This is a genomic window from Streptomyces phaeolivaceus, assembly GCF_009184865.1.
GTDB classification, from domain to species: domain Bacteria; phylum Actinomycetota; class Actinomycetes; order Streptomycetales; family Streptomycetaceae; genus Streptomyces; species Streptomyces phaeolivaceus.
On sequence record NZ_CP045096.1, the window covers coordinates 840,391 to 862,726 of the forward strand.

Here is a 22,336-nt window from a genome sequence, read left to right on the forward strand (position 1 = left end):
ATGAGGTGGTGAGGTGGGGGTACGTCTGGCCGGCGGTTCAGGAGGTATGTGCCATGACCGGATCGAGCGCGACGACGGTGTCACTGTCCGTATCCGAGAGGGCGGCGTACGGCCGCGACGCGCGCAAGCGCGCCTCCCGGTCCTGCCACGGCTGGTTCGAGGCGGACGCGGACGCGGGACGCACGGACCCGATCGAGGTGATCGAGCGCCAGTCCGCCACCCGGCTCCAGGACCTGGTCCCGATCCGCTACGGCCGCATGCTCGAATCGCCGTTCCGTTTCTACCGCGGCGCGGCGGCGATCATGGCCTCCGACCTCGGGCCGCTGCCCAACACCGGTCTGAAGGCGCAGCTCTGCGGCGACGCCCATCTGCTCAACTTCCGGCTGCTGGCCTCGCCCGAACGCCATCTCGTCTTCGACATCAACGACTTCGACGAGACGCTGGCCGGACCGTTCGAATGGGATGTGAAGCGGCTGGCGGCCAGCTTCGTGATCGCGGGCCGCGCCAACGGCTTCTCGACCGCAGAGCAGAACAGCGCGGTCCTGACCTGTGTGAAGGCGTACCGGCGGCGGATGCGCGAGTTCGCCGGCATGCCCACCCTGGACATCTGGTACGCGCAGGACGACGCCGACCGTCTGCGGGAGCTGATGGCCTCGTCGATGGACAAGGAGAGCCGCCGCCGGACCGAGCGGGCGACCGCGAAGGCCCGTACACGCACCCATCTCCAGGCCTTCGAGAAGCTCACCCGCGTCACGGCCGAGGGCCGGCTCATCGCACCCGACCCGCCTCTGATCACCCCGCTCCGCGACCTGCTGGCGGACCCCTCCGCAGAGGGCCAGGAGAAGGAGCTCCACAACGTCCTGGAGCAGTACGTACGCACCCTGTCCTCCGAGCGCCGGCATCTGCTGCGCCACTACCACGTCGCCGACATGGCCCGGAAGGTGGTGGGCGTCGGCAGCGTCGGAACGCGCTGCTGGATCGTCCTCCTGCTCGGCCGCGACGACACCGACCCGCTGCTGCTCCAGGCCAAGGAGGCACAGGAGTCCGTCCTCTCCGCCCAGCTCGGCGGCGACCGCTGGGACAACCAGGGCCGCCGGGTGGTGTCGGGGCAGCGGCTGATCCAGACGACCAGCGACATCTTCCTGGGCTACACCCATGTCGTCGGACTGGACGGACGCGAACGGGACTTCTACGTACGGCAGTTGCGCGACTGGAAGGGCATCGCCCGGCCGGAGACCATGGAGCCCTCCCTGCTGCGGCTCTTCGCGCGGCTGTGCGGTGCCAGCCTGGCGCGGGCCCACGCCCGTTCCGGCGACCCCGTCGCCATCGCCGCCTACCTCGGTGGCAGCGACCGCTTCGACCGCGCCCTCGCCGAGTTCGCGCAGGCCTACGCCGACCGGAACGAGCGGGACTTCGAGGCGCTGGGCACGGCGGCGCGCACGGGCAAGGTCCGGACCGAGACCCTCTGAGCCCTCCTCCGATCACTCCGGCACTTCGGCGCTCAGGTCACTCCGGTCACTCCGGCAGCTGGCGCATCTCCAGGACTCGCAGGCCCAGGGACTGACAGCGGGCCAGCAGCCCGTAGAGATGCGCCTCGTCGATCACCTGCCCGAACAGGACCGTGTGGCCGGACATCAGCACATGTTCCAGCTCGGGGAAAGCGCTGGTGAGCGCCTTCGACAGCTGTCCCTCGACGCGAATCTCATAGCGCATGAGCGGTGTTCCCCCATGCCTGGTACGGGCGGGTGGCCGAGTAGGGGCGGGTCGCACGCCGTCCCTCTCTGGGATGGTCCGCCGAGGAGCACCGGGCGGGCCTCACCCCGGGCAGGTGAGTCAGTGGGTCAGATAGAGCTTGAAGCCGATGATCAGGAGGCCGAGGAACAGGTTCACCGAGGCGGTGACAGCGACCAGTCCCCACGAGGCGTCGGCCCGGCGGGCCGCGGCGGCCGACCAGCCCACCTGTCCCGCCACGGCCACCGAGAGCGCCAGCCAGAGCGAACCCGACAGATCGAGGCCGAGGAGCGGGCTCACCGCGACGGCGAGGGCGGGCGGGACGGCCGCGTTGACGATCGGCCACTCGTCGCGGCACACCTCCCGCACTACCCGGCGGTCAAGCCCCCGCTGCGCCAGCCGGGCCCCGAACAGCTGGGCGTGCACATGCGCGACCCAGAACACCAGGCCGGTGAGCAGCAGCAGGAGGACGAGTTCCAGACGGGGCGAGTCGCCCAGGGAGCCGACTCCGATGATCACGGAGGAGGCGAGCATGGATCCGTAGACACCGCCGGTGTAGTCGGCACGGGCCCGCCGCTCACCGCCGCCCCGCCCGGCGGAGGGCACGGGGGGTGTGGGGGATGCGGGGGATGTACCGGGCCCGGTCGTCGGCATCGTCTCGGCCTCCTCTCGCTGTCGGCGTGTGGAGCCGCGTTCCACTGCTCCTGGACGGCCGTCGGTCGCCGTCTCAGTGCCGCGAGCGGCGCGCGGTGGCGGCCGGGGCATCCTTGCCGGGCGGCTTCGGACCGCCCCTCCCCGTCCCCGTTCCGGGCCCGGTCCCGTTCGCGGGCGCGCGTGTTCGGTCCGACCGTCCGCTCGGCAGGTGGGGGGTGACCAGGAAGGCGGCGAGGGTGATGCCACCGGTGGCGAGGATCGCCGCCTTCAGTCCGTCCAGCTGGGCCGAGGCGTAGGAGTCGGTGACGGCGTCGACCTCGGCCGGCGGCAGCCCGGCGCGCTCGGCCGCCGTACGCACCTGGTCGGTGGGGACGAAGCTGATCCCGGCCTCCAGCGCGACACCGGTCTGCTGCCGGGTCTCCTGCGACAGCCTCGGATCGTCCTCCACCTGCGCGGTGAAGGCATGGGCGAGGGAGCCGATGAGGAGCGAGCCGATGAGCGCGGTGCCGAGGGCGGAGCCCAGGTTCTGGGCCGTGAACTGCAGCCCGCCGACCTCGCTGCGTTCCTCCTCGCCCACGCTGGACTGCACGACATTGCCCAGTTGGGAGGCGAGCAGCCCCATGCCGACCCCGAGCAGGGCCATGGCCAGGGCGAACTGGGTGTCGTCGATGACGGGGTCGATGGTGGCCAGCAGCCAGACGATGGCGGCGGCCAGGGTCGCCAGCGCGATCCGCACCACCCGGCGCGGTCCCGCCAGGCGGCCCAGCCGGGAGGCGACCAGGGAGGCGGCGAGCATGGTGACGGAGACCGGGAGCAGCCGCAGCCCGGTCTCGAAGGCGTCGAAGCCCTGTACGACCTGGAGATAGAGCGGGATGGTGAAGAACAGCCCGAGCAGGATGAGGTTCTGGCAGAGCAGCGCCGACAGTCCCGAGCGCAGGGCGGGCCGGCGCAGCAGGGGCAGATGCACGAGGGGGTCGGTGCCGCGGGCGGCCCGTCGGTGCTCCCAGTGCGCGAAGCCGGCGAGGACGAGTGCTCCGGCGCCGATGACGAACAGGGTCGGGGCGAAGCCCATCACGGTGAAGGGCGGGTTGCGGGGCTGCACCCAGCCCCAGGTGCTGCTCTGCAGCACACCGAGGACGCCGAGGCCCAGGCCGGCGGCAGACAGCGCGGCGCCGACAGCGTCCATCGTGGGGCGGGGTCCGGTGCGGGGCTCTTCGGTGATGACCCGGCGGAAGCACAGCACGGCGAGGACGACCACGACCTCCCCGATGAAGACCAGCCGCCAGGTGAGATACGTGGTCACCCAGCCGCCCAGCAGCGGGCCGACGGCGATGCCCGCGCCGGCCAGTCCGCCGATGACGCCGTAGGCGACGGCCCGGTCCCGGCCCCGGTAGGACTCGGCGACGAGGGCGGCCATGGCGGGCAGCACCATCGCGGCGCCGAGGCCCTCGATCACCGACCAGCCCAGCGCGAGGACCCACAGGGTGGGTGCCGCGGCGGTGAGGGCCGAGCCGATGCCGTAGACCACGAGGCCGAGGAAGAAGAGGCGGCGGCGGCCGAAGATGTCGCCCAGCCTGCCTCCGATGATCATGAAGGCGGCCATGACCAGCGCGTACAACGTGATGACGGCCTGGATGGCGGTGACCTCGGTGTCGAAGTCCTCGACCAGCTGACTGATCGACACGTTCATGACACTCGTGTCCAGGACCATCAGGAACTGGGCCGTCCCCAGGACGATCAGAGCGCGCCAGTGCTTCACGGCGTCCACCTCACCCGGTCGGCCCGGCACGCCGGTGGGGGCGGCCGGACGGCGACCGTTCCGCCGACCGGCCGCCACCTCCATCCCAGCTCAGAAGCCCGGCCGCCGCCTCACCCGCCACGGGCGAGGCGGCGCCCGCGCGCCCGGCGCCGCGCCGGGACGACCGGCATCACACCGGGACGACCGGCGTCACCTCAGGTGGCGGCCGAAGAACCGGTTCCCGTCCTCCGCCTCGAACCACGGGGTGCCGGTGTGCCCGCCCAGGTTGGCGTGCAGTGTCTTCTGCTCGGTGCCGAAGGCGTCGAACAGGTCCAGGGCCCGCTGCCGGGGGTTCCCCTCGTCGTCCCACTGGAGCAGGAGCAGCAGCGGGACGGTGACCTGCCGGGCCTCCTCGCGCTGGGCGCGGGGGACGAAGCCCCCGGCGAAGAAACCGGCTGCCGCGATGCGTGGCTCGGTCACCGCGAGGCGGATGCCGAGGGCCAGCCAGCCCGAGTATCCGACCGGGCCGCCGATCTCGGGGAGGGCGAGGAGGGCGTCCAGGGTGGTCCGCCATTCCGGGACCGCGTTCTCGACCAGTGGGCCGACGACGGACTCGAAGATCTCGTCGACCGGCTCACCGGCCCGCAGCGCCCGCCGGAGGTCGGCACGGGCCTGCTCGTCGGCGGTGGAACGGGGCCGGTCACCGCACCCGGCGGCGTCGACGGTGGCCACCGCGTAGCCGTCCGCCGCGCAGTGCCGGGCGCGGGCCACCAGCCGGGCATCCGCCTTGGGCAGGCCGTTGTTGTGGGCCATCAGGATCAGCGGGGCCGGTGCGGCGGAGGCGGGTGTCCACAGGGTGCCGGGGATCTCGCCGAGGGTGAACTCGCGTACGAGGACGCCGTCGTCGAGGCGGCGCTCGGAGGTGATGTGCATGGTCGTGCCCTTTCGGGAGTGCGCGTGCGGCGCTCCCGGGCGACCTATCGCCCGACCGTGACCCCGGAGGGAAGCACCCCTGTCGATACAGCGTTCACGGGTACCACCTCCTCGTTCTCTCGCACGGCCTCCAGCAAGCTAGCAGCGGTCGCCCCGGCCCGCCAACGGGTTTTCCCCGCCCGTGGCCTTCCGCCCGGCGGCGGGCGCCGGTGGGGCCGTGGCGTCGCGCGGGACCGGCTCGGTGGCGACCTCCAGGTGTTCCATGAGCAGCTTCTGTCCTTCGATGAGGGACAGCAGCGCGCGGGCGGCCTTCTGTCCCATGTCGTGCAGGGGCTGGCGCACGGTGGTCAGGCCGGGGAAGCTCCGGGCCGCCTGCGGGAGGTCGTCGAAGCCGACGACGGAGAAGTCCGTGGGCACGTTGAGGCCGAGGGCGCGTGCCGCGTCGATCGCGCCGAGGGCCGTCAGATCGGCGCCGGCGACGATCGCCGTGGGGGCGTGCTCGGTGATCAGCCGGGTCGCGGTGCGGAAGCCGCAGGCGTAGGAGAAGTCGCAGGAGGCCACCAGACGCGGATCGACCTCGATTCCGGCCAGCCGCATCGCGTCCTCGAAGCCCTGGAAGCGGACGGATGTGCTCTTCAGATCCTCCTCGCCGCGGAGGTGGCCGATGCGGGTGTGGCCCAGGTCGATCAGATGCCGGGTGCCGACGCGCATACGGCGGCGCCGTACGGCACCCCGACCCACGGCGAGGATCGAGCGTCACCGGCACCCTCTTCTTCCGCAACAACACGGTCTTCGGCCGACGTGGCCACGACCTCGTACTCCCAGGCGGCCGTGCTGTTCACGACCGGTGGTTCGCACACCTCCGCGCAGATCCACTGCTGGAAGGACACCGGCGGCACAGGCGCGGGCAACCGCGACGATCCCGCGGTCGAGCGTCTGTCGTCCGCCACCGACGCGGTCACCGACCCGGGCTTCGAGACCGGCGCGCTGACCCGGTGGAGCCAGAGCACGGGTACGGCGTCGAGCGTGGCCGCCTCCAGCGGCACCTGTCTGCTGGCGGGCTGGGCCAAGGCGGCCACCGCCGGTGAGGAGGTGGCGGTCGGGGTGAAGGGCTTCGGCGGTACAGAAACGTATCTGCGGACCTCGGCCACGGCCTACGCCCAGCAGCCGGTCTTCTTCACCACCGGCGCCTCCGTCACCTCGGCGCAGGCCTACCGCTACAAGAACTCCGGCTCCGCGGCCGGGTACTGCGACGACCTCACGGTCGTCAAGCTGCCCTGACCACCGGTCGGTCAGGCCCTGGGGGCGGGTGGTGCCGGGTGTCCGGCGCCACCCGCCCGGCGGCCGTTCCCCGGCTCGCATTGACGCTCGTAGACAGGGGTGTAAACCTCGGCACGTGCAGGTGACGATTCGAGAAGTTGCGAAGGCGGCCGGGGTGTCCCCGTCCACGGTTTCCCGGGCGCTGGCGCCGGACGGAACGGTGAGCGCGGTGACCCGGGAGCGGGTCCAGGCCGCCGCCGACCGGCTCGGCTACCAGCCGAACCGGGCCGCACGTGGCCTCATCACCGGCCGTACGGGCCATCTGGGCGTGATCGTCCCCGACCTGCTCAACCCCTTCTTCGCGGACATCTGCAAGGGCGTGCAGGCCCGCGCCCGGGGCCTCGGCCACGCCGTGTTCGTCAGCGACGCCGAGCGCGACGAGGGCCTGGAGCTGGACGCGATCCGCACGATGGCGTCGGAGGTGGACGGCATCGTGCTGTGCGCCCCGCATCTGAGCAGCGAGGAACTGCGCTCCCTGGACCAGATCACGCAGCGGCCGATCGTGCTGCTGCACCGCAAGGAGCCGGGCTTCGCCAGCGTCACCGCCGACATGGTCGAGGGCATGACCGACGCGCTCACCCATCTGCACGCCCTCGGCCACCGCCGGATCGCCTATGTCGGCGGCCCCCGCAGCACCTGGACCGCTCAGGAGCGGGCCGCCGGCATCGAGGCGGTGGCGGACTCCGGCAAGGTCGAGATCGTGCGCGTCGGCAGCGTCGCCCCCCACTTCGACGGCGGTATCACGGGCGCCGCCGACGTGGTGCTGGCCAGCGGCGCGAGCGCGGTGGTGGCCTTCAACGACATCGTCGCGTTCGGCCTGATCAGCCGCTTCACCGCGCGGGGGGTCCGGGTCCCGGAGGAGATGAGCGTGGTCGGCTGCGACGACATCGCCCTCGCCGGGATGGCCGCCCCGCCGCTGACCACCGTCGGCGTCCCCAAGGCGCACGCCGCGCGGGCGGCGGTGGATCTGCTGTTCCGGATCCTGGGGACGCCGTCGGAAGCGGGCGCCCAGCCACCGCAGCGGGTGCTGCCGACGCATCTCGTGGTCCGGGGGTCGACGGCGGCGATCGAGCCCCGGTAGCCGCGCCGCCCCCGGCGGGCACGGGCCGTACCGACGGCGCCTACCAGCGCGGCATCGTCGGATCGAACCCCGGGCGCACCCTTCGCAGATAGGCCGTGTCGTCGCGATGCTCACGCCCCAGGCGCAGGTACCTGGCGTGGAGCCGGTCCAGGGCGGCGCGGTCGAGCCGGACGCCGAGACCGGTGCCCTGAGGCACCGGGACCGAGCCGTCGACGAACGACAGCGCGCCCGGCACCACGACGTCCTCCGCCGCGTTCCACGGGTAGTGCGTGTCGCAGGCGTGGTCGAGCGAGGCCGTGGCCGCCGCCGCGTGGGTCATGGCGGCGAGGCTGATCCCGAGGTGGGAGTTGGAGTGCGCGGACAGCCCCCAGCCGACGGCCCGGCAGACGTTCCCGAGCGCCACGGTGGCCCGCAGACCGCCCCAGATGTGGTGGTCGCCGAGCACGATCCGCACGGCACCGCGCGCCACGGCAGGCCCGACGTCCTCCAGCGAGGTCACGCACATGTTGGTGGCGAGCGGGAGGGTCGTCCGGGCGGCGACCTCGGCCATGTCCTCGACGCCGGCCACCGGGTCCTCCAGGTATTCGAGGAGGTCCGCCAGTTCGCCGACCACCGACAGCGCGGTCTGCCTGCTCCAGGCCGCGTTGGGGTCGAGGCGCAGCGGATGGCGGGGGAACTCGGCGCGCAGCGCGCGCAGGGCGGCGATCTCCTCCTCCGGCGGGAACACGCCGCCCTTGAGCTTGAGCGAGCGGAAGCCGTAGCGGTCCACCATGCGCACGGCCTGGGCCACGACACCGTCCGGGGTCAGGGCCGCGCCCCACTCGTCCGCACCCGGGTCGCCATCCGCGCCCGACTCCCCGTCCGCGCCCGGGTGCCCGGCCCACTTGTAGAACAGATAGCCGCTGTAGGGCACCGCGTCCCGCACCCGGCCGCCCAGCAGATCCACCACCGGTACGCCCGCCAACTGTCCCTGCGCGTCCAGGCAGGCCACCTCCAGCGCCGCGTACACCCGCCGGATGTCGAAGGCGGGCGCGGGGACGGGCGCCGGTCCGCGTGACTCGGGCGGGTCGGTGCGGTCGGACCAGCGGCGCCAGGGCGCGTCGGGCCCGTAGTCGACCCCGTCCGCGTGCCCGGACAGCAACTCCCTCACCCGCGAGGCCAGTTCGCCCGTCTCGTACACGCTGGTGCCGGGCAGACGGGAGCCGACCAGCTCCAGCCAGTCCAACTGCCAGGCGTGCCCGGCGCATTCGCCGAGTCCCGTCACCTCGCCGCCGCGGCCGTCGGCCACCACCAGTTCGACGACGGCGCGCAGGACATGGGGCTGGTGCACGCCGTCGGCGTTGAGCAGCGGGGGGTCGGCGAAGGCCACGGGGGTGACACGGAGTTCCTGGACGATCATGTGCGAGAGCCTTCCGGGGGCCGCCGGTGGTGGGCTCAGCCCTGGGGGACGGTGGTGTTGTACTTCTCGAACATCTCGGCCGCGGCCTCCCGTACGGTCTTCTTCCCGAAGAGGACGTCCTCGTTGACGCGCCGGAACTCCAGCTTGTCCTCGTCGGAACCGGACGGCGGGATCGCGGACGCCGTGAACCGCCGCTCCAGCGCGCTCACATACTCGTACACCACCCGGTCGCCCTCGCCGAGTCCGGGGGCGATGCGGTTCATGGTCCGCCGGTTCGGCGGGAGTCCGCGCACCACACCGAGGGCGGCGCCGGCCGCCGGGTCGTTGAGGAGGAAGTCGATCAGCAGCGCGGCCTGCCGTCGGTGCGCGCTGCTGCGGCGTACGCACATCATTCCGGGTTGCGCGGTCAGTCCCAGTGGCGCGCCGGCCGAGGCGGTGGGGAAGGGGACGAGGGAGATGTCGCCGTACGCCTCGAAGTAGGGCATGACGGTGCCGGTGAGGTTGAACTCGGCGGCGGACAGCTTCCGTACGAGCGGGGAGCTGGCGGTCGAACCGTCGTAGGAGGCGGTGAGAGGGGGCGGGGTGAAGACGCCCTTGTCGCGCAGCCGTGCGGTGAGTTCCCAGAACGCGGTGAGGTCGGCCTGGGTGAAGCCGAGTGAACCGTCGTCCTTGTACAGGGACTTGCCGCGCTGGACGAGCCAGAGGTCGAAGGTCTCGCTGTAGCGGCCGAAGTCGGTGAGCGGGGACCGGTCGGGGGCCGCCTTCCTCAGGGCGGGGCCGACGTCCTCGATGAGGTCGTCCCAGGTCCAGCCGGGCTTGGGGAGCCCGCCGGCCTTGCGCCAGATCGCGGGGTCGACGAGCAGCGCCTGGGTGGAGATGCCCGTGGGCACCGCCCACAGATCGCCGTCCAGCCGGTCGGCGTCCACATAGACCTGGGGGATCTCGTCGATGCCGATGCCGGAGAAGTCGGGGCCGCCGAGGTCGGCGATCAGTCCGTTGGCGGCGTAGGACCGCAGTTGGTAGTAGTCCATCTGCAGGACGTCGGGGCCGGTGCCCGCGGCCACCTGGGTGGCGAGCCGCTGGAAGTAGGAGTCGTACCCGGTGAAGGAGACCGAGACCTTGATCCTCGGGTTGCGCCGCTCGAAGAGCCGGACCGCCTTCTGGGTGGCCACATTGCGCTCGTCGCCGCCCCACCACTGGAAGTTCAGGTGCGCCTCGCCGTCGGCCGAGGCGTCCTCACCGCCGCATCCCGCGAGGGCGGCGCCCGCACCCAGGGCGCCGAGCGAGGCGAGCAGCCGACGGCGTGAGGGCGAGGGGAGGACACGGGGTCGGCGCATCGGGGACATCGGCGGCCCTTCGCTCGGCGGGTCGAGTGAGCAGGAAGGAACGACTGCAAACGTTCCCACTCTGTTTCCAACTGGCCCGGAAGCTACGCGCGGCCCCTGACCCAAGTCAATGCCGCACACCAAATAATCATGGGGTTCCTCGCCTCTTGCGCATGGCCGAGATCGCATGCAAACGTTGCCGCCGTCATCCATCCTCGATGTGGAGGAGCCGTACACGATGGCCCAGGCGACCGCCCCGCCCCGCCCTCTGCCCCGCCCGCGCGGCGGCGCCACCGATCACGCCCGGCCGGCACGGCGCCGGCGTTCGACGGCCCTGTCGGCGCATGTCTTCCTCGCCCCCTGGCTGATCGGCATGATCGCGCTGACCCTGGGCCCGATGCTGACCTCGCTGTATCTGTCGTTCACCGACTACGGCCTGTTCACCAGCCCGAAATGGGTGGGCCTCGCCAACTACCGCTACATGCTGGAGGACGACCGGTTCCTCGCCTCCATCGGCGTCACCCTCAGATATGTCTTCGTCGGTGCCCCGCTCAAGCTGGCCGCCGCACTCGCCGTGGCGCTGCTGCTCAACCGGGCCCGCCGCGGGGTCGGTCTGTACCGCGCCGCCTTCTACGCGCCGTCACTGCTCGGCGCGAGCGTGAGTGTCGCGCTGGTCTGGCGGTCGCTGTTCGCCACCGACGGGTTCACCGACAAGACCCTGGGCTCGCTCGGGATCCACCTCGGCGGCTTCACCGACAACCCCGACTACGCCCTGTATCCGCTGATCACGCTGACCGTCTGGCAGTTCGGCGCCCCCATGGTGATCTTCCTCGCCGGGCTGAAGCAGATCCCGAGGGAGCTGTACGAGGCGGCGTCCCTCGACGGGGCGGGCCGCGCGCGCACCTTTCTCTCCATCACCCTGCCGATGCTGTCCCCGGTCCTCTTCTTCAACCTGGTCCTGGAGATCATCAACTCGTTCCAGTCCTTCACCTCCGCGTTCGTGATCAGCAACGGCGGCGGCGGACCGGCCGACTCGACCCTGCTGTACTCCCTCTACCTGTACGAACAGGCCTTCACCAACTTCCACATGGGGTACGCCTCCGCGATGGCATGGGTCCTGCTGATCGTGATCGCGCTGGTCACGGCGATCGTCTTCCGCACCTCCCGCATGTGGGTCCACTACGGCCAGGAGGACGCCTCGTGACGACCACGGCACCCCCGCCCCCGGTCCCGGCCCCGGTCGCCGACTCGCCCGCGGGCCGCCTGCGTGCGGCGCTGTGGCATCTCGTCTGTGTGGCGATCGGCCTGGTGCTGCTCTATCCGGTGCTGTGGCTGCTCACCGCGTCGGTGAAGTCCGGCACCGAGATCATCTCCAATCTGAGCCCCGTCCCGGAGGTCTTCACCCCGGGCAACTACACCCACGCGATCGACGGGGTCAGCGGTATCTCGCTGTGGCGGATGTTCGGCAACTCGCTGCTGATCTCGGCGGGGACGGTCGTCGGCAACGTGGTGTCCTGCTCACTGGCCGCCTACGCCTTCGCACGGCTGCGCTTCCGCGGCCGTGGCCTGTACTTCGCGCTGATGATCGGCACGCTGATGCTGCCGCTGCACGTGGTGCTGATCCCGCAGTACGTCATCTTCCAGAAGCTCGGCATGGTCGGTACGTATCTGCCGCTGATCCTGCCGAAGTTCCTGGCCACCGAGGCGTTCTTCGTCTTCCTGATCGTCCAGTTCATCCGCTCGCTGCCGCGTGAGCTGGACGAGGCGGCGATCATCGACGGCTGCGGCCCGTACCGCACCTTCTGGCACGTCGTCATGCCGCTGCTCAAGCCCGCGCTGGTGACCACGACGATCTTCTCGTTCATCTGGAGCTGGAACGACTTCCTCCCCCAGCTGATGTATCTGGCCGATCCGGACACCTACACGCTGCAGTTGGGCCTCAGGATGTTCGTCGACCAGTCCGGCAGCGCCGCGTTCGGCCCGATGTTCGCGATGTCCGTGCTCACGCTCGTACCGGTGGTGTTGTTCTTCCTCGCTTTCCAGCGCCTGCTGGTGGAGGGTGTCCAGACGTCCGGGCTGAAGGGATAGGCGGGGCGGCATGCGACGTGCGTGGTTCCACCTGTTCGCGGACTGTCTGCTCCTCGGTGTGTTCCTGCTGGTCTGCGCGCTCCCCGTCGTCACCGCGTTCCCCGCGTTCGTCGCCGGCTGCGCGGTGCTGCGGGAACAGGCCCATGGCGGGCCGGGGGTGACCCCCGCGACGATGCTGGCCGCGCTGCGCCGCGTACTGCGTTCGGGGCGGGCGGTCTGGCTGGTGCCGACGGGGGCGGGGGCGCTGCTGTGGCTGGACGCCGTGGCGCTGGACGCGCACGGGCCCGGCATGGGCGTTCCGGTGGCCGTGGCGAGCACGGTCCTGGCCGCCCTGGGGCTGCGGTGCGCCGCCGGCTGGCGGGAGGGGACCTCCTGGCGGGCGGTCGTCGTCGCGGCGTTCCGCTCGATGCCGGAACAGCCTCTCGTCCCCGTGCTGCTGGCGGGGGCGACGGTCGCGGTCGCCGCGCTGCTCGCCATGTCCCCGGTCCTGCTGATCGTCGTCCTCGGCCCGCTCGCGCTCGCGGCCACGGCCGCCGACGCCTGGCGACCGCTGTCACCCGCCGCCCCCTCCCCCGAGTCGTCCCCCCGTTGAACCATGGAACCGATCGGAGTACGCATGCCCGCCGACACCGCACGCCGCCGCTGCGCCGTGGTGGGACTGGGCGCCCGCGCCCGGCTCTTCGCCCAGGCGCTCGCCGGTCCCTACGCGGACCGGATCGACCTGGTCGGCTTCTGCGATGTCAACCCGCGCAGAATGGCGGTGCACAACGAGTGGATCGGCGCCTCGGTCCCGGCGTACGCCGCCGAGGACTTCACGGAGATGTTGCGCCGCGAACGCGTCGACCTCGTCGTCGTCTGCACCGTGGACCACACCCACGACCACTACATCGTCCAGGCCCTGGAGGCCGGCTGCGACGTCGTCACCGAGAAGCCGATGACGACCGACGCCGACAAGGCCCGCCGCATCCTGGACGCCCGGCGACGCACCGGCCGCGAGGTGCGGGTCGCGTTCAACTACCGCTACAACCCGGTGCATTCGGCCGTACGGGAGCTGCTCGCGGACGGCGGGATCGGCGAGGTCGGCTCGGTGCACTTCGAGTGGCTGCTCGACCTGCGGCACGGCGCCGACTACTTCCGCCGCTGGCACCGCGAGAAGGCCAACTCCGGTGGCCTCATGGTCCACAAGGCCACCCACCACTTCGACCTCGTCAACTGGTGGCTGGGCACCGAGCCCGAAACCGTGTACGCGCAGGGAGGGTTGTTCTTCTACGGCGACCGGGCGGGCGCGCGCCGCGGCCTGGCCCGGGACTACGCCCGCGCCCACGGCTCCCCCTCGGCGGCGGACGACCCCTTCGCCGTACGGCTGGCCGACTCACCGCTGCTCTCCGCGCTGTACCTCGACGCGGAGACCGAGGACGGCTACCACCGCGACCAGAACGTCTTCGGCCCCGGGGTGACGATCGAGGACGACATGGCGGTCCTGGTCCGCTACGCCTCCGGCGCCAGCCTCACCTACCACCTCACCGCGTACGCCCCCTGGGAGGGCTACCGGATCGCCTTCAACGGCAGCGAAGGACGTCTCGAACTGCTCGTCGAGGAGTCCACCTGGACCCGGTCCGAGGTGATCGTGCCGGGTGACAGCGCGGTGCTGCACGGGGAGTCGGTGGGCGACACGGCGGGGCGTACGGAGCTGCTGCTGCGCCGGTTCTGGGAGCCGCCGCGCGCGCTTGAGGTGCGGACCGGCGAGGGCGGACACGGCGGCGGTGACGTACGGATGCTCGCGGACCTGTTCGGTGAGCCCGCGCCCGATCCGCTGGGGCGGGCGGCGAACGCCACCGACGGCGCTCGCTCGCTGGTCACGGGCCTGGCCGCGAACCGGTCCTTCGAGTCGGGACGGCCGGTACGGACACGGGACCTGCTCGACGTGTGAGCGGGGGCCGGCCACGAGGTCAGGAGGCCTGGGGGCCGAACTCGCCGTAGAGGTCCGCGAGGAACGTCGACAGGTGGGTGAACTCGCTCTGGAGGTGGAAGAACAGTTCGAGGGCGATGGACAGACTGAACGCTCGCCCGCCCGCCCGGCCGGCCTCGTCCTCGGGGGCCAGGGCGGGCCCCTGTCGAAGATGAAGCGGCTGCGGAGTTCGAAGCCGCCCTCGGTGTCGCGGGCCAGGTGGAGCATGACCCCGCCCTCGATCTCCGCGCACGCGTAGGCGTGGTCTCCGGCCTCCTCGAAGCGGCTGCCGTCCATGCCGAGGACGTCCGTACTGAAGTCGGCGAGGCCGGCGGGCGGCTTCCGCGCGGCGCCGCTCTCCGCCGCCGCCGGTGGCACCAGGGAGAACACCTGTGCCGCCGCGCGGAGTTGGGCGTCGACGCGGTCCTCCATATAGCCGCGCAGCGCGCTCCCCGTGAGCAGACCGAAGGCCGTGAACCCGACCGTGAGCAGCGCGACGGCCAGGAACAGCACCCGGCTGCGCAGCGACGCCCTCGCCCAGGGGCCGGAGGCACGGGGGTCGGGGGCACGGGGGTCGGGGGCACGGGGGCCGGGGGCACAAGGGCTGGTCACGGCCTCGGTCCGCGCAGCACGTATCCGACGCCGTGCACGGTGTGGATGAGCTTCGGGCCGCCGTTGTCGATCTTGCGGCGCAGATAACTGATGTAGGTGTCGACGATGCCGGTGTCCCCGTTGAAGTCGTAGTCCCAGACCCGCTGGAGGATCTGCGGCTTGGAGACCGTGCGCCCGGGGTTGGTCATCAGGTAGTGCAGCAGCCGGAACTCGGTGGGCGACAGTCGCAGCGGCTCCCCGGCCCTGGCCACCTGTACCCCCTCGGCGTCCAGCTCCAGGTCGGCGACGCGCAGCAGGGCCGTCGGATCTCCGCTGGTGCGGCGCAGGACGGCGCGAATGCGGGCGATCAGCTCGTGGAGGTCGAAGGGCTTGGTCACGTAGTCGTCCCCGCCGAGGACCAGCCCCTCGATCTTGTCCTGGGTGGCGTCCCGGGCGGTGAGGAACACGACGGGCACATATCCGGTCCGGGACGCCGTGGCGGGGCGGTCCTGTTCGCGCAGCCGCCGGATCACCTCGAAGCCGTCCGGGTCGGGCAGCATCACGTCCAGCAGGACCAGATCCGGTGAGACCTCCCGCGCCCGGTCCAGCGCCTCCTGTCCCGTCCCGGCCGCGGCGACCGTGAACCCGGCGTGCCGCGGGGCCGCGCACAGCACGGCCGCCGCGCCTTCCAGGGCGTCTGCCACGGACCGATCAGCCGCACCGGCGCGGTGGGGCGTGCTGCGGGGCGTGGTGACCTGGCCCTCGTACCGGGCCGGACGCTGGTTCCTGCCATCGACGACCACTCCGCTTCGCTCGTACGGAGACACGCGGCGCCGGAAGGGGGGGAGGGCGGCGCCGCGTGTCCGTCTGGGCCCGCGCACAGTGGCGGTCCCGCGTACGACGTTCCCGAGTGGTCCTGAGAGGTCTCTGAGAGCCGAGAAGGCGACCACGCAGGTCGCACGCGTACCCGAGGGGGATGCCGGCCCGTTTCCCAGGAAGTTCCCAGAACCGACCGGCCGACCGGAACGGGACGTCACGAACCGGGCCGGTTCCCTGCGGACGTGCGGCTGGACGTCGGAGTGGATCAGACGGCCACCGTGACGGGCGCTCCCGTGACGGAGAGGACGTAGTCCAGGGCGACGTCCGGGGCGAGCCCGCGGAGCAGCAGCCCGTCGGGAGTGACGTCGAGGACGGCGAGATCGGTGATGACGCGATGCACCACACCCACTCCGGTCAGGGGCAGCGTGCACTCCGTGACGATCTTCGGTGAGCCGTCCTTCGCCACATGGTCGGTGAGCACGACCACCCGACGGGTGCCGGCCACCAGGTCCATGGCACCGCCCATGCCCTTCACGAAGCTGCCCGGGACCGTCCAGTTGGCGAGATCCCCGGTGGCGGACACCTGGAGCGCGCCCAGGATCGCCAGGTCCACATGACCGCCCCTGATCATCGCGAAGCTCGTCGCGGAGTCGAAGATCGAGGCCCCGGGCACGGCGGTGACCGTCTGCTTTCCGGCGTTGATCAGGTCCGCGTCCTCCTCGCCGTCATAGGGGAAGGGCCCCATGCCGAGCAGACCGTTCTCGCTCTGCAGCAGCACGTTCACACCGTCGGGGACATGGTTGGCCACCAGCGTCGGAATACCGATGCCGAGGTTGACGTAGTCACCGTCCCTGAGTTCTCCCGCGGCGACCGCCGCCATCTCGTCCCGGCTCCAAGGCATGTCAGACCCCCTGCCCGACGACGCTCGGCCGCCGCACCGTGCGGCGCTCGATCTCCTTGGGCCGGTCGGCGGCCCGGACCACATGGTCGACGTAGATCCCGGGCGTCATCACGTCGTCCGGGTCGAGATGTCCGTCGATCACCACTTCGGCGTCGACCACCGTGACCCGCCCCGCCGTCGCCACCAGCGGGTTGAAGTTGCGGGCCGTCCGCCGGTAGCGCAGATTGCCCGCCGCGTCGGCGGTGTGCGCGTGCACGAGTGCCAGGTCGGCGACGATGCCGCGTTCCAGGACATAGGTGTGGCCGTCGAAGTCGGCGTGGGGCTTGCCCTCGGCCACCGATGTACCGGCCCCGGTCCGGGTGTAGAAGCCGGCTATCCCGGCGCCGCCCGCGCGCAGCCGCTCGGCCAGCGTGCCCTGGGGGCAGAACTCGACCTCCAGCGTCCCGTCGAGGTACTGCCGGGCGAACAGCTTGTTCTCCCCGACGTACGAGGCGACGACCTTGGTCACCTGGTTGTTCTCCAGGAGCAGTCCCAGGCCCTTCCCGTCGATCCCCATGTTGTTCGACACGATCGTCAGGTCGCGTACGCCCGAGTCGCGCACGGCCTCGATCAGATCGACGGGGTTGCCGGACAGTCCGAACCCGCCGACCGCGAGGGTGATCCCGTCACGAAGCGTTCCCGCCAGCGCTTCCTCCGCACTGGCTCTCAGCATGGCCATGGCCGTCCGTCCCTTCAGGAGGTGCTCCGCACTGTTCATTCAGTGGTCGCCCCTCTTTATGACAATGGGCCTGGTGGAGGGTCAATCAATGACGTCTCTTCTCCCGCCCAGCGGACGATCGGCGATTCTTCGTCCACTGAGTGGACGCCCACGTTAGGGTGGGCGACGACAGCGACAACCGGGGAAGGCCGTGAAGCCCATGCAGCGCCCGAAGCCCGTGAGTGAGTCACCGAGTGTCGTGGCACGGGCGGCGGCACTGCTCCGGGCGCTGTCCGGCCGTACCGCGTCCGGTGCCTCGACGACCCGGGTCGCCGAGGAGGCGGGCCTGCCACGTGCCACGGCACACCGACTGCTCGAATCGCTGGCGGCGGAAGGGCTGGTGGACCGCGACGCCCGCTCGGGACTCTGGTTTCTCGGTCCGGAGACATATGTGCTCGGTATGGCGTCGGCGGCGCGCTACGACCTCACCGAGGAGGCGCGCGGGAGCGTGCTCCGGCTGGCCAGGGAGACCGGCGAGAGCGCGTTCTTCTCGGTCCGCCGAGGGGACGAGACCGTGGTGCTGCTCAGGGAGGACGGCGATTTCCCGATCCGCTCCTATGTGCTCCACGAGGGCGCCCGCTTCCCGCTGGGTGTCGCCTCGGCCGGTATCGCGATCCTCGCCCACCTTCCCGGCGGCCAGGCGGAGGACTATCTGCGCAGGACGGACCTCGTCCGGCGGTGGGGCGACGCCTACACGGCCGTGAGCCTCCGGGAGCGGCTGGCGGCGACCCGCGCACACGGCTGGGCCCTCAACCCCGGGCTCATCGTCGAGGGTTCGTGGGGCATGGCCGCCGCGGTGTTCGACCGCGCGGGCGTTCCGGGCTGGGCACTGACCCTCACCGGAATCGAGTCGCGCTTCCGCCCCGATCGCCAGGAGTCGCTGGGCCGTCTGCTCCTGGAGGAGGCACACCGGCTCACGAGGTCCGTGCGCTGACCCCCGTCCGGCGGGGAGCGGGCCCGACGGTCCCGAGCGACGCGGTCAGAACAGCCCGTTGTCGTGCGGGAGTTCGGCCGGGACGGGCATGACGACGTCCCAGTGCTCGACGATCCTGCCGTCCGCGAGGCGGAACAGGTCGTAGTAGGCGACCGGCACACCGAACTCGCCCTCGGACAGCACCAGGACGAAGTCGCCTTCGGCGATGACCTTGTGAACCTTCTCGTACAGGCGGCTCCTGCCCTGCTCGGCCCACCGCTCCGCTGCCGCGCCGAAGCCGTCGACCCCGTCGCCGACCTCGGGGCTGTGCTGGTGGCAGGTCTCGGTGGAAAAGCAGTCGGTCGGCGCCGAGCGGTCGGCGCCGACAAGGACCTGCTGGGCGAACTCCGTCACCAGGGCCCGGTTGGCCTCGGTCCTGTCGGTGTCCCCCGGCTCGGTGGGGCCGTCGGTCTGCGAACGGCCGGAGACGGTGACCGCGACCCGCGGGGCGAGGGCGTCCCGGTGCTCGGCCACCTTGCCGTCCGTATCGACCCGGAAGACGTCGAAGGCGACGAGCGGGACCGGCCCCACGCCGTGGTGAGTGCCGTGCACGGCGACCAGGTCGCCATCGGCGATGACCCGGTGGACCTCGTGCCGGAAGGCGTCCGGCACCGGTCCGAAGGGACGGGTCACCCTCGCGTCGCGCCGGGATCACCAGGCCACGGGCAGCTCCCGTACGCCGTGGATGGCGCGCCCTTCGAACGCGTACTCCTCGGCGGTCCCGTGCAGGCGCAGTCCCGGCAGCCGGTGGAACAGCATGGGCAGCGCGATCTGGAGTTCGGCGCGGGCCAGCGACTGGCCGAGGCAGTGGTGGAGACCGTGACCGAAGGCCAGGTGCCGGTCGGCCTGCCGGGCGAGGTCGAGCCGGTCGGGGTCGGCGAAGACGGCGGGGTCCCGGTTGGCGGCCTGCAAGGCGACCACCACGCCCTCGCCGGCCCGGATGGTGACACCGCCGATCTCGACGTCCTCGGTGGCGATACGGCGCATGCCGATGTGGACGACGGTGAGGTAGCGCAGGAGTTCCTCCACGGCGCCGGGCACGAGATCCTCGTCGGCCCGCAGCGCGGCCAGCTGCTCCGGGTGCCGCAGCAGGGCGACGACGCCGAGGGAGAGCATGCTCGCGGTGGTCTCGTGGCCCGCGATGAGGAGCTGGACGAGCATCCCGGCGGCCTCCTCGGCACTCGCCTCGCCGGTGGCGACCCGTTCCGTGGCGAGCTTGCTCATCAGATCGTCGCCGGGTGCGCGCGACTTGGTGGCCAGCAGCCGCTGGAGGTAGCCGAAGAGGGCGCCCCAGCCGGCGCGCATCGCCTCCGGCCCGGCCGACACGGTCGCGAACGCGGCGGCGTGCCGGTTGATGAAGTCACGATCCTCGTAGGGCACCCCGAGCAGTTCACAGATGACCAGGAGCGGCAGCGGCAGGGTGAAGTGTTCGACGAGGTCGGCGGGCCGCTCCTGTTTCACGAGACCGTCGAGCAGCTCGCCGGTGATGTTCCGGATGGCCGGCCGCAGTTGTTCGACCCGGCGGAAGGTGAACTCGGGGATGAGCATGCGCCGCAGCCGCGTGTGGTCGGGCGGGTCCATGGCGAAGAGCTGGCCGGGGGTGGTGGGCGGTGGCGTCGGCTGAAGGCCCGGGAAGCCGGGCCGGGTGTTCCGGGAACTGAAACGCGCGTCGCTGAGGACCGCGCGGGCGTCCTCGTGGCGGGTGACGAGCCAGGGGTGGGTGTCTCCCCACAGGGTGATCCTGGCGAGGGGGCGCTCCGTGATCCAACGGCCGTACTCGGCGGCGGGATCGAGGAGGGGACGCCGATGGGGCAGGGGCGGGAGGGACGGCAGCGGGGGCAGGGTGTCCGTCGGGCTCATGTGGGGGGCTCCGATGCTCTTTCTCTGTCACTCGGTGAGTGGCGATACGGGTCAGGGCGAGGAGAAGGTCCTTGGCGTCGGCGACCCGGAGGACTGTGTCACGGGCACGGGTCGGCCAGGGGTGCGGCAGGCCAGGGGCATGGGCGGGCGGTTCCGCGGCCCGGCTCGGGGGAATGACCGGAGTCGTTCTGGCCCTGCATGATCGGACCCTATCCACCTACTTGAACGTTCACGCACAAAGTCATGGGTTTCTTGTGCGAATGACGTGAGGGCGGTGCGCCGAGCGCACAAAGGGGGCCGACGGGGAGGAGCGAGGAGAGGAGTACGGCGGCCGGCCGGGCAACGGCCGGGCGGGCGGGCGACGGCCGGGCGGGCGGGCGACGGCCGGGCGGCCGGGCAACGGCCGGGCGGGCGGGCGACGGCCGGGCGGGCGGGCGGGCGACGGCCCGCCTAGACGACGCCTTCGGGCCTCGACGCCGAGGCCTCTTCGCGCCGGTGCGAGAGAAAGCCGAAGAAGCCGGCCGCGAAGCCGCTGATGAGCCCGCTCATGGCGTGATTGACGGCGTTGGCCGCCGCGCCGTCGGGCACGCCGACGAGCAGGTAGTTGACGAGGACGCCGACCAGCGCGCCGATCACCCCCGCCGTCAGCGCGGACGGCGGGGCGGTGCGCTTCGCGGACGGTGCCGCGGCCCCGGGTTTCCCGCCAGGTTTTGTGGTCATTGTCGACTGCCCACGGACCAGAGCGTACGCTCCGATCCAAAATAGAGCGTTCACTCTGTTTTGCGGGGCATGGAAGGACTGAGCATCGCCGCCGTCAGCCGTGAGTCGGGGGTGTCCAACGGCGCCCTCTACCACCGCTTCGGCGACCGCCGCGGACTGCTCGTCGCCGCCCAGCAGCACTTCCTGGACAGCACCGTGACCGACTGGCTGGCCACCTCGGAGTCCCTGTGGAGCCTCGACGACCCCGACGAACTCCTGGCACGCCTGGTGGACCTGTTCCTCCGGGTCTTCACCGAGCGGCGGTCGGTGTTCCACGCTTTCATGATCACCGGACGCGCCGATCCCGAACTCCAGGCCCAGGGCGCCGACATGATGCGGCACGCGGCCGAGTACTTCACCTCCCACCTCAGTGAGCGCTTCGGCTGCACCACGGCGGCGGCTGCCACCGCGCACCAGATCATGCACGCCCAGGCCGTCCTGCTCGCCCTCCTCGACGACTCACAGACGGCGACGGTCGGCCTCACCCCCGCAGCGCGCCGGCGTCATCTGGTCCGCGCCCTGAGCGCGGTCCTGCAACCCACCGGATGACACACCGGACGCCGCTCCGACGCCCCGCCGTCGCGGGTCCGCCTCGGCCGAGCCGCCCGATCACGTACGAGCCAGGTCGCCCGACCCCGCGCCGAGGAGCCCGTTGACGACAAGTTGGGCCAGTGATTCGGCGGTTGTCGCCAGTTGCCGCGGCGAGGCGTTCTCGAGTCTGCCCAGGCGCCGGGCCAGGGGCACCTCCAGCATTCCCGACACGGGGCCCATGATGGCGAAGAACAGCACGTCCGCCGGGACGGGTGCCATGCGTCCGGACGTCACCAGCCGCTCGACGGCGGGCCGGACGAGCTCGAAGGTCGGAACGATGTAGTGCTCGTACAGATGGTCCAGCCGCTCGGTGTCCCGGGAGAACTCGTCCACCATCAGTCGTCCCATCAACGGCGTCTCCACGGCGTTCCAGTAGAGGTCGGCGATGAACCGTCTGAGCTGCTCGGCCTCGTCGACGGCGGTGTCCGGCCGCGGCAGCCGGGCGAGCTGCACGCCCAGCGCGCAGTCCACGACCGCACGCCAGAAGGCCGCCTTCGACCCGTACCGGTCGTTGATGAAGTTGTGGCTGACGCCGAGACGACGGGCCAGCTCACGGGCGGACGCCCGGTCGTAGCCCAGCTCCGCGAACGCCTCCAGCCCACGCTGGAGGACGTTCCGCTCCTCCGGCACGGCGGGAGTGCCCGCGCCGGGACGCCCCGGCCGTCGCCCTGATTTGACTCTCGCCGACATCCCTGCCTCCATGTTTTCCCGATCGCGCCGACGCGGACTCCTCCGTCGCGCCGACGCGCCTGTTTCGTGCTCCGAGGACCGGTGGACCGGCCGACAGTTTACTTGACATGCGTCAGATTATAGTCGCAATCTGACGCATGTCAGAATCCGATCGGTCGCGTCCCCCTGGGCTTCGATC

Annotated in this window: 24 protein-coding genes; 10 read left to right on the plus strand and 14 right to left on the minus strand. The window is 71.5% G+C overall.

The window, feature by feature from the left end; genetic code table 11:
- Window positions 1-53 precede the first annotated feature (53 nt).
- A complete protein-coding gene (locus tag F9278_RS04150; protein ID WP_152167046.1) occupies window positions 54-1,469 on the plus strand; it encodes a DUF2252 domain-containing protein in 1,416 nt (471 codons plus the stop codon).
- A gap of 46 nt (window positions 1,470-1,515) precedes the next feature.
- Here F9278_RS04150 and F9278_RS04155 read toward each other — a convergent pair whose 3' ends face one another.
- From F9278_RS04155 to F9278_RS04175, 5 genes are all read right to left on the minus strand, one after another.
- The gene (locus F9278_RS04155) at window positions 1,516-1,713 is read right to left on the minus strand and encodes a hypothetical protein (protein WP_152167047.1); all 198 of its coding nucleotides are present in this window, start codon (window positions 1,711-1,713) and stop codon (window positions 1,516-1,518) included.
- Window positions 1,714-1,833: 120 nt separating this feature from the next.
- Entirely contained in the window at window positions 1,834-2,385 is a 552-nt protein-coding gene (locus F9278_RS04160; RefSeq protein ID WP_226966623.1) for a hypothetical protein, read from the minus strand.
- Window positions 2,386-2,458: 73 nt separating this feature from the next.
- Entirely contained in the window at window positions 2,459-4,144 is a 1,686-nt protein-coding gene (locus F9278_RS04165) for an MFS transporter (protein WP_152167048.1), read from the minus strand.
- Between the two features lie 189 nt (window positions 4,145-4,333).
- Window positions 4,334-5,056 (minus strand): dienelactone hydrolase family protein, encoded by a 723-nt coding sequence (locus F9278_RS04170; RefSeq protein WP_152167049.1) that lies wholly within the window; start codon window positions 5,054-5,056, stop codon window positions 4,334-4,336.
- Between the two features lie 138 nt (window positions 5,057-5,194).
- Window positions 5,195-5,767: a substrate-binding domain-containing protein gene (locus F9278_RS04175; RefSeq protein ID WP_152167050.1), complete on the minus strand. Its 573-nt coding sequence runs from the start codon at window positions 5,765-5,767 to the stop codon at window positions 5,195-5,197.
- 90 nt (window positions 5,768-5,857) lie between these two features.
- Between F9278_RS04175 and F9278_RS04180 the strand changes: the two genes are divergently transcribed.
- Window positions 5,858-6,337, plus strand: coding sequence for a hypothetical protein (locus F9278_RS04180; RefSeq protein WP_193241362.1), 480 nt, complete (start codon window positions 5,858-5,860; stop codon window positions 6,335-6,337).
- Window positions 6,338-6,458: 121 nt separating this feature from the next.
- A complete protein-coding gene (locus F9278_RS04185; RefSeq protein WP_226967261.1) occupies window positions 6,459-7,457 on the plus strand; it encodes a LacI family DNA-binding transcriptional regulator in 999 nt (332 codons plus the stop codon).
- Window positions 7,458-7,497: 40 nt separating this feature from the next.
- Here F9278_RS04185 and F9278_RS04190 read toward each other — a convergent pair whose 3' ends face one another.
- Together F9278_RS04190 and F9278_RS04195 are read right to left on the minus strand one after the other, a co-directional pair.
- The gene (locus tag F9278_RS04190; protein WP_152167052.1) at window positions 7,498-8,856 is read right to left on the minus strand and encodes an enolase C-terminal domain-like protein; all 1,359 of its coding nucleotides are present in this window, start codon (window positions 8,854-8,856) and stop codon (window positions 7,498-7,500) included.
- Between the two features lie 35 nt (window positions 8,857-8,891).
- On the minus strand, window positions 8,892-10,193 hold the full coding sequence (locus F9278_RS04195; protein WP_193241363.1) for an ABC transporter substrate-binding protein: 1,302 nt from the start codon (window positions 10,191-10,193) through the stop codon (window positions 8,892-8,894).
- Window positions 10,194-10,419: 226 nt separating this feature from the next.
- On the opposite strand from F9278_RS04195, the gene F9278_RS04200 reads away from it, so the two are divergent.
- From F9278_RS04200 to F9278_RS04220, 5 genes are all read left to right on the plus strand, one after another.
- Entirely contained in the window at window positions 10,420-11,385 is a 966-nt protein-coding gene (locus F9278_RS04200; RefSeq protein ID WP_152167054.1) for a carbohydrate ABC transporter permease, read from the plus strand.
- Complete coding sequence (locus tag F9278_RS04205) at window positions 11,382-12,269, plus strand: carbohydrate ABC transporter permease (RefSeq protein WP_226966624.1); 888 nt, start codon at window positions 11,382-11,384, stop codon at window positions 12,267-12,269. Before F9278_RS04200 ends, F9278_RS04205 begins: the two co-directional genes overlap by 4 nt.
- 10 nt (window positions 12,270-12,279) lie before the next feature.
- Window positions 12,280-12,861 carry a hypothetical protein gene (locus F9278_RS04210; protein ID WP_152167056.1) on the plus strand — a complete coding sequence of 194 codons (582 nt, stop codon included), beginning with the start codon at window positions 12,280-12,282 and terminating at the stop codon, window positions 12,859-12,861.
- A gap of 3 nt (window positions 12,862-12,864) precedes the next feature.
- The gene (locus tag F9278_RS04215; protein ID WP_226966625.1) at window positions 12,865-14,199 is read left to right on the plus strand and encodes a Gfo/Idh/MocA family protein; all 1,335 of its coding nucleotides are present in this window, start codon (window positions 12,865-12,867) and stop codon (window positions 14,197-14,199) included.
- A 73-nt stretch (window positions 14,200-14,272) separates the two neighbouring features.
- Entirely contained in the window at window positions 14,273-14,476 is a 204-nt protein-coding gene (locus F9278_RS04220; protein WP_152167057.1) for a hypothetical protein, read from the plus strand.
- Between the two features lie 349 nt (window positions 14,477-14,825).
- Here the strand turns inward: F9278_RS04220 and F9278_RS04225 are convergent, their stop codons facing one another.
- From F9278_RS04225 to F9278_RS04235, 3 genes are all read right to left on the minus strand, one after another.
- The gene (locus tag F9278_RS04225; RefSeq protein WP_152167058.1) at window positions 14,826-15,512 is read right to left on the minus strand and encodes a response regulator transcription factor; all 687 of its coding nucleotides are present in this window, start codon (window positions 15,510-15,512) and stop codon (window positions 14,826-14,828) included.
- A 380-nt stretch (window positions 15,513-15,892) separates the two neighbouring features.
- On the minus strand, window positions 15,893-16,528 hold the full coding sequence (locus F9278_RS04230; RefSeq protein ID WP_152167059.1) for a CoA transferase subunit B: 636 nt from the start codon (window positions 16,526-16,528) through the stop codon (window positions 15,893-15,895).
- Between the two features lies 1 nt (window position 16,529).
- Entirely contained in the window at window positions 16,530-17,246 is a 717-nt protein-coding gene (locus F9278_RS04235) for a CoA transferase subunit A (RefSeq protein ID WP_152167060.1), read from the minus strand.
- Between the two features lie 217 nt (window positions 17,247-17,463).
- Between F9278_RS04235 and F9278_RS04240 the strand changes: the two genes are divergently transcribed.
- Entirely contained in the window at window positions 17,464-18,219 is a 756-nt protein-coding gene (locus tag F9278_RS04240; protein ID WP_226966626.1) for an IclR family transcriptional regulator, read from the plus strand.
- Between the two features lie 45 nt (window positions 18,220-18,264).
- Here F9278_RS04240 and F9278_RS04245 read toward each other — a convergent pair whose 3' ends face one another.
- The 3 genes from F9278_RS04245 to F9278_RS04260 all read right to left on the minus strand — a co-directional run bounded on the left by F9278_RS04245 (window position 18,265) and on the right by F9278_RS04260 (window position 20,838).
- Entirely contained in the window at window positions 18,265-18,870 is a 606-nt protein-coding gene (locus tag F9278_RS04245; RefSeq protein ID WP_264300160.1) for a nuclear transport factor 2 family protein, read from the minus strand.
- A gap of 39 nt (window positions 18,871-18,909) precedes the next feature.
- Complete coding sequence (locus tag F9278_RS04250; RefSeq protein ID WP_193241364.1) at window positions 18,910-20,118, minus strand: cytochrome P450; 1,209 nt, start codon at window positions 20,116-20,118, stop codon at window positions 18,910-18,912.
- Between the two features lie 450 nt (window positions 20,119-20,568).
- Complete coding sequence (locus tag F9278_RS04260; RefSeq protein ID WP_152167062.1) at window positions 20,569-20,838, minus strand: hypothetical protein; 270 nt, start codon at window positions 20,836-20,838, stop codon at window positions 20,569-20,571.
- Window positions 20,839-20,907: 69 nt separating this feature from the next.
- Between F9278_RS04260 and F9278_RS04265 the strand changes: the two genes are divergently transcribed.
- The gene (locus tag F9278_RS04265; protein ID WP_152167063.1) at window positions 20,908-21,426 is read left to right on the plus strand and encodes a TetR/AcrR family transcriptional regulator; all 519 of its coding nucleotides are present in this window, start codon (window positions 20,908-20,910) and stop codon (window positions 21,424-21,426) included.
- A 60-nt stretch (window positions 21,427-21,486) separates the two neighbouring features.
- On the opposite strand, the gene F9278_RS04270 is transcribed toward F9278_RS04265, so the two are convergent.
- Window positions 21,487-22,158: a TetR/AcrR family transcriptional regulator gene (locus F9278_RS04270; protein ID WP_226966627.1), complete on the minus strand. Its 672-nt coding sequence runs from the start codon at window positions 22,156-22,158 to the stop codon at window positions 21,487-21,489.
- Between the last annotated feature and the right edge of the window lie 178 nt (window positions 22,159-22,336).

Coding starts and splice junctions, on each gene's coding strand:
- F9278_RS04210 (WP_152167056.1), top strand. CDS start 12,280: ATGCGACGTGCGTGGTTCCACCTGTTCGCGGACTGTCTGCTCCTCGGT.
- F9278_RS04200 (WP_152167054.1), top strand. CDS start 10,420: ATGGCCCAGGCGACCGCCCCGCCCCGCCCTCTGCCCCGCCCGCGCGGC.
- F9278_RS04195 (WP_193241363.1), bottom strand. CDS start 10,193: ATGCGCCGACCCCGTGTCCTCCCCTCGCCCTCACGCCGTCGGCTGCTC.
- F9278_RS04175 (WP_152167050.1), bottom strand. CDS start 5,767: ATGCGCGTCGGCACCCGGCATCTGATCGACCTGGGCCACACCCGCATC.
- F9278_RS04265 (WP_152167063.1), top strand. CDS start 20,908: ATGGAAGGACTGAGCATCGCCGCCGTCAGCCGTGAGTCGGGGGTGTCC.
- F9278_RS04150 (WP_152167046.1), top strand. CDS start 54: ATGACCGGATCGAGCGCGACGACGGTGTCACTGTCCGTATCCGAGAGG.
- F9278_RS04155 (WP_152167047.1), bottom strand. CDS start 1,713: ATGCGCTATGAGATTCGCGTCGAGGGACAGCTGTCGAAGGCGCTCACC.
- F9278_RS04190 (WP_152167052.1), bottom strand. CDS start 8,856: ATGATCGTCCAGGAACTCCGTGTCACCCCCGTGGCCTTCGCCGACCCC.
- F9278_RS04250 (WP_193241364.1), bottom strand. CDS start 20,118: ATGAGCCCGACGGACACCCTGCCCCCGCTGCCGTCCCTCCCGCCCCTG.
- F9278_RS04160 (WP_226966623.1), bottom strand. CDS start 2,385: ATGCCGACGACCGGGCCCGGTACATCCCCCGCATCCCCCACACCCCCC.
- F9278_RS04230 (WP_152167059.1), bottom strand. CDS start 16,528: ATGCCTTGGAGCCGGGACGAGATGGCGGCGGTCGCCGCGGGAGAACTC.
- F9278_RS04170 (WP_152167049.1), bottom strand. CDS start 5,056: ATGCACATCACCTCCGAGCGCCGCCTCGACGACGGCGTCCTCGTACGC.
- F9278_RS04260 (WP_152167062.1), bottom strand. CDS start 20,838: ATGACCACAAAACCTGGCGGGAAACCCGGGGCCGCGGCACCGTCCGCG.
- F9278_RS04235 (WP_152167060.1), bottom strand. CDS start 17,246: ATGGCCATGCTGAGAGCCAGTGCGGAGGAAGCGCTGGCGGGAACGCTT.
- F9278_RS04270 (WP_226966627.1), bottom strand. CDS start 22,158: ATGTCGGCGAGAGTCAAATCAGGGCGACGGCCGGGGCGTCCCGGCGCG.
- F9278_RS04215 (WP_226966625.1), top strand. CDS start 12,865: ATGGAACCGATCGGAGTACGCATGCCCGCCGACACCGCACGCCGCCGC.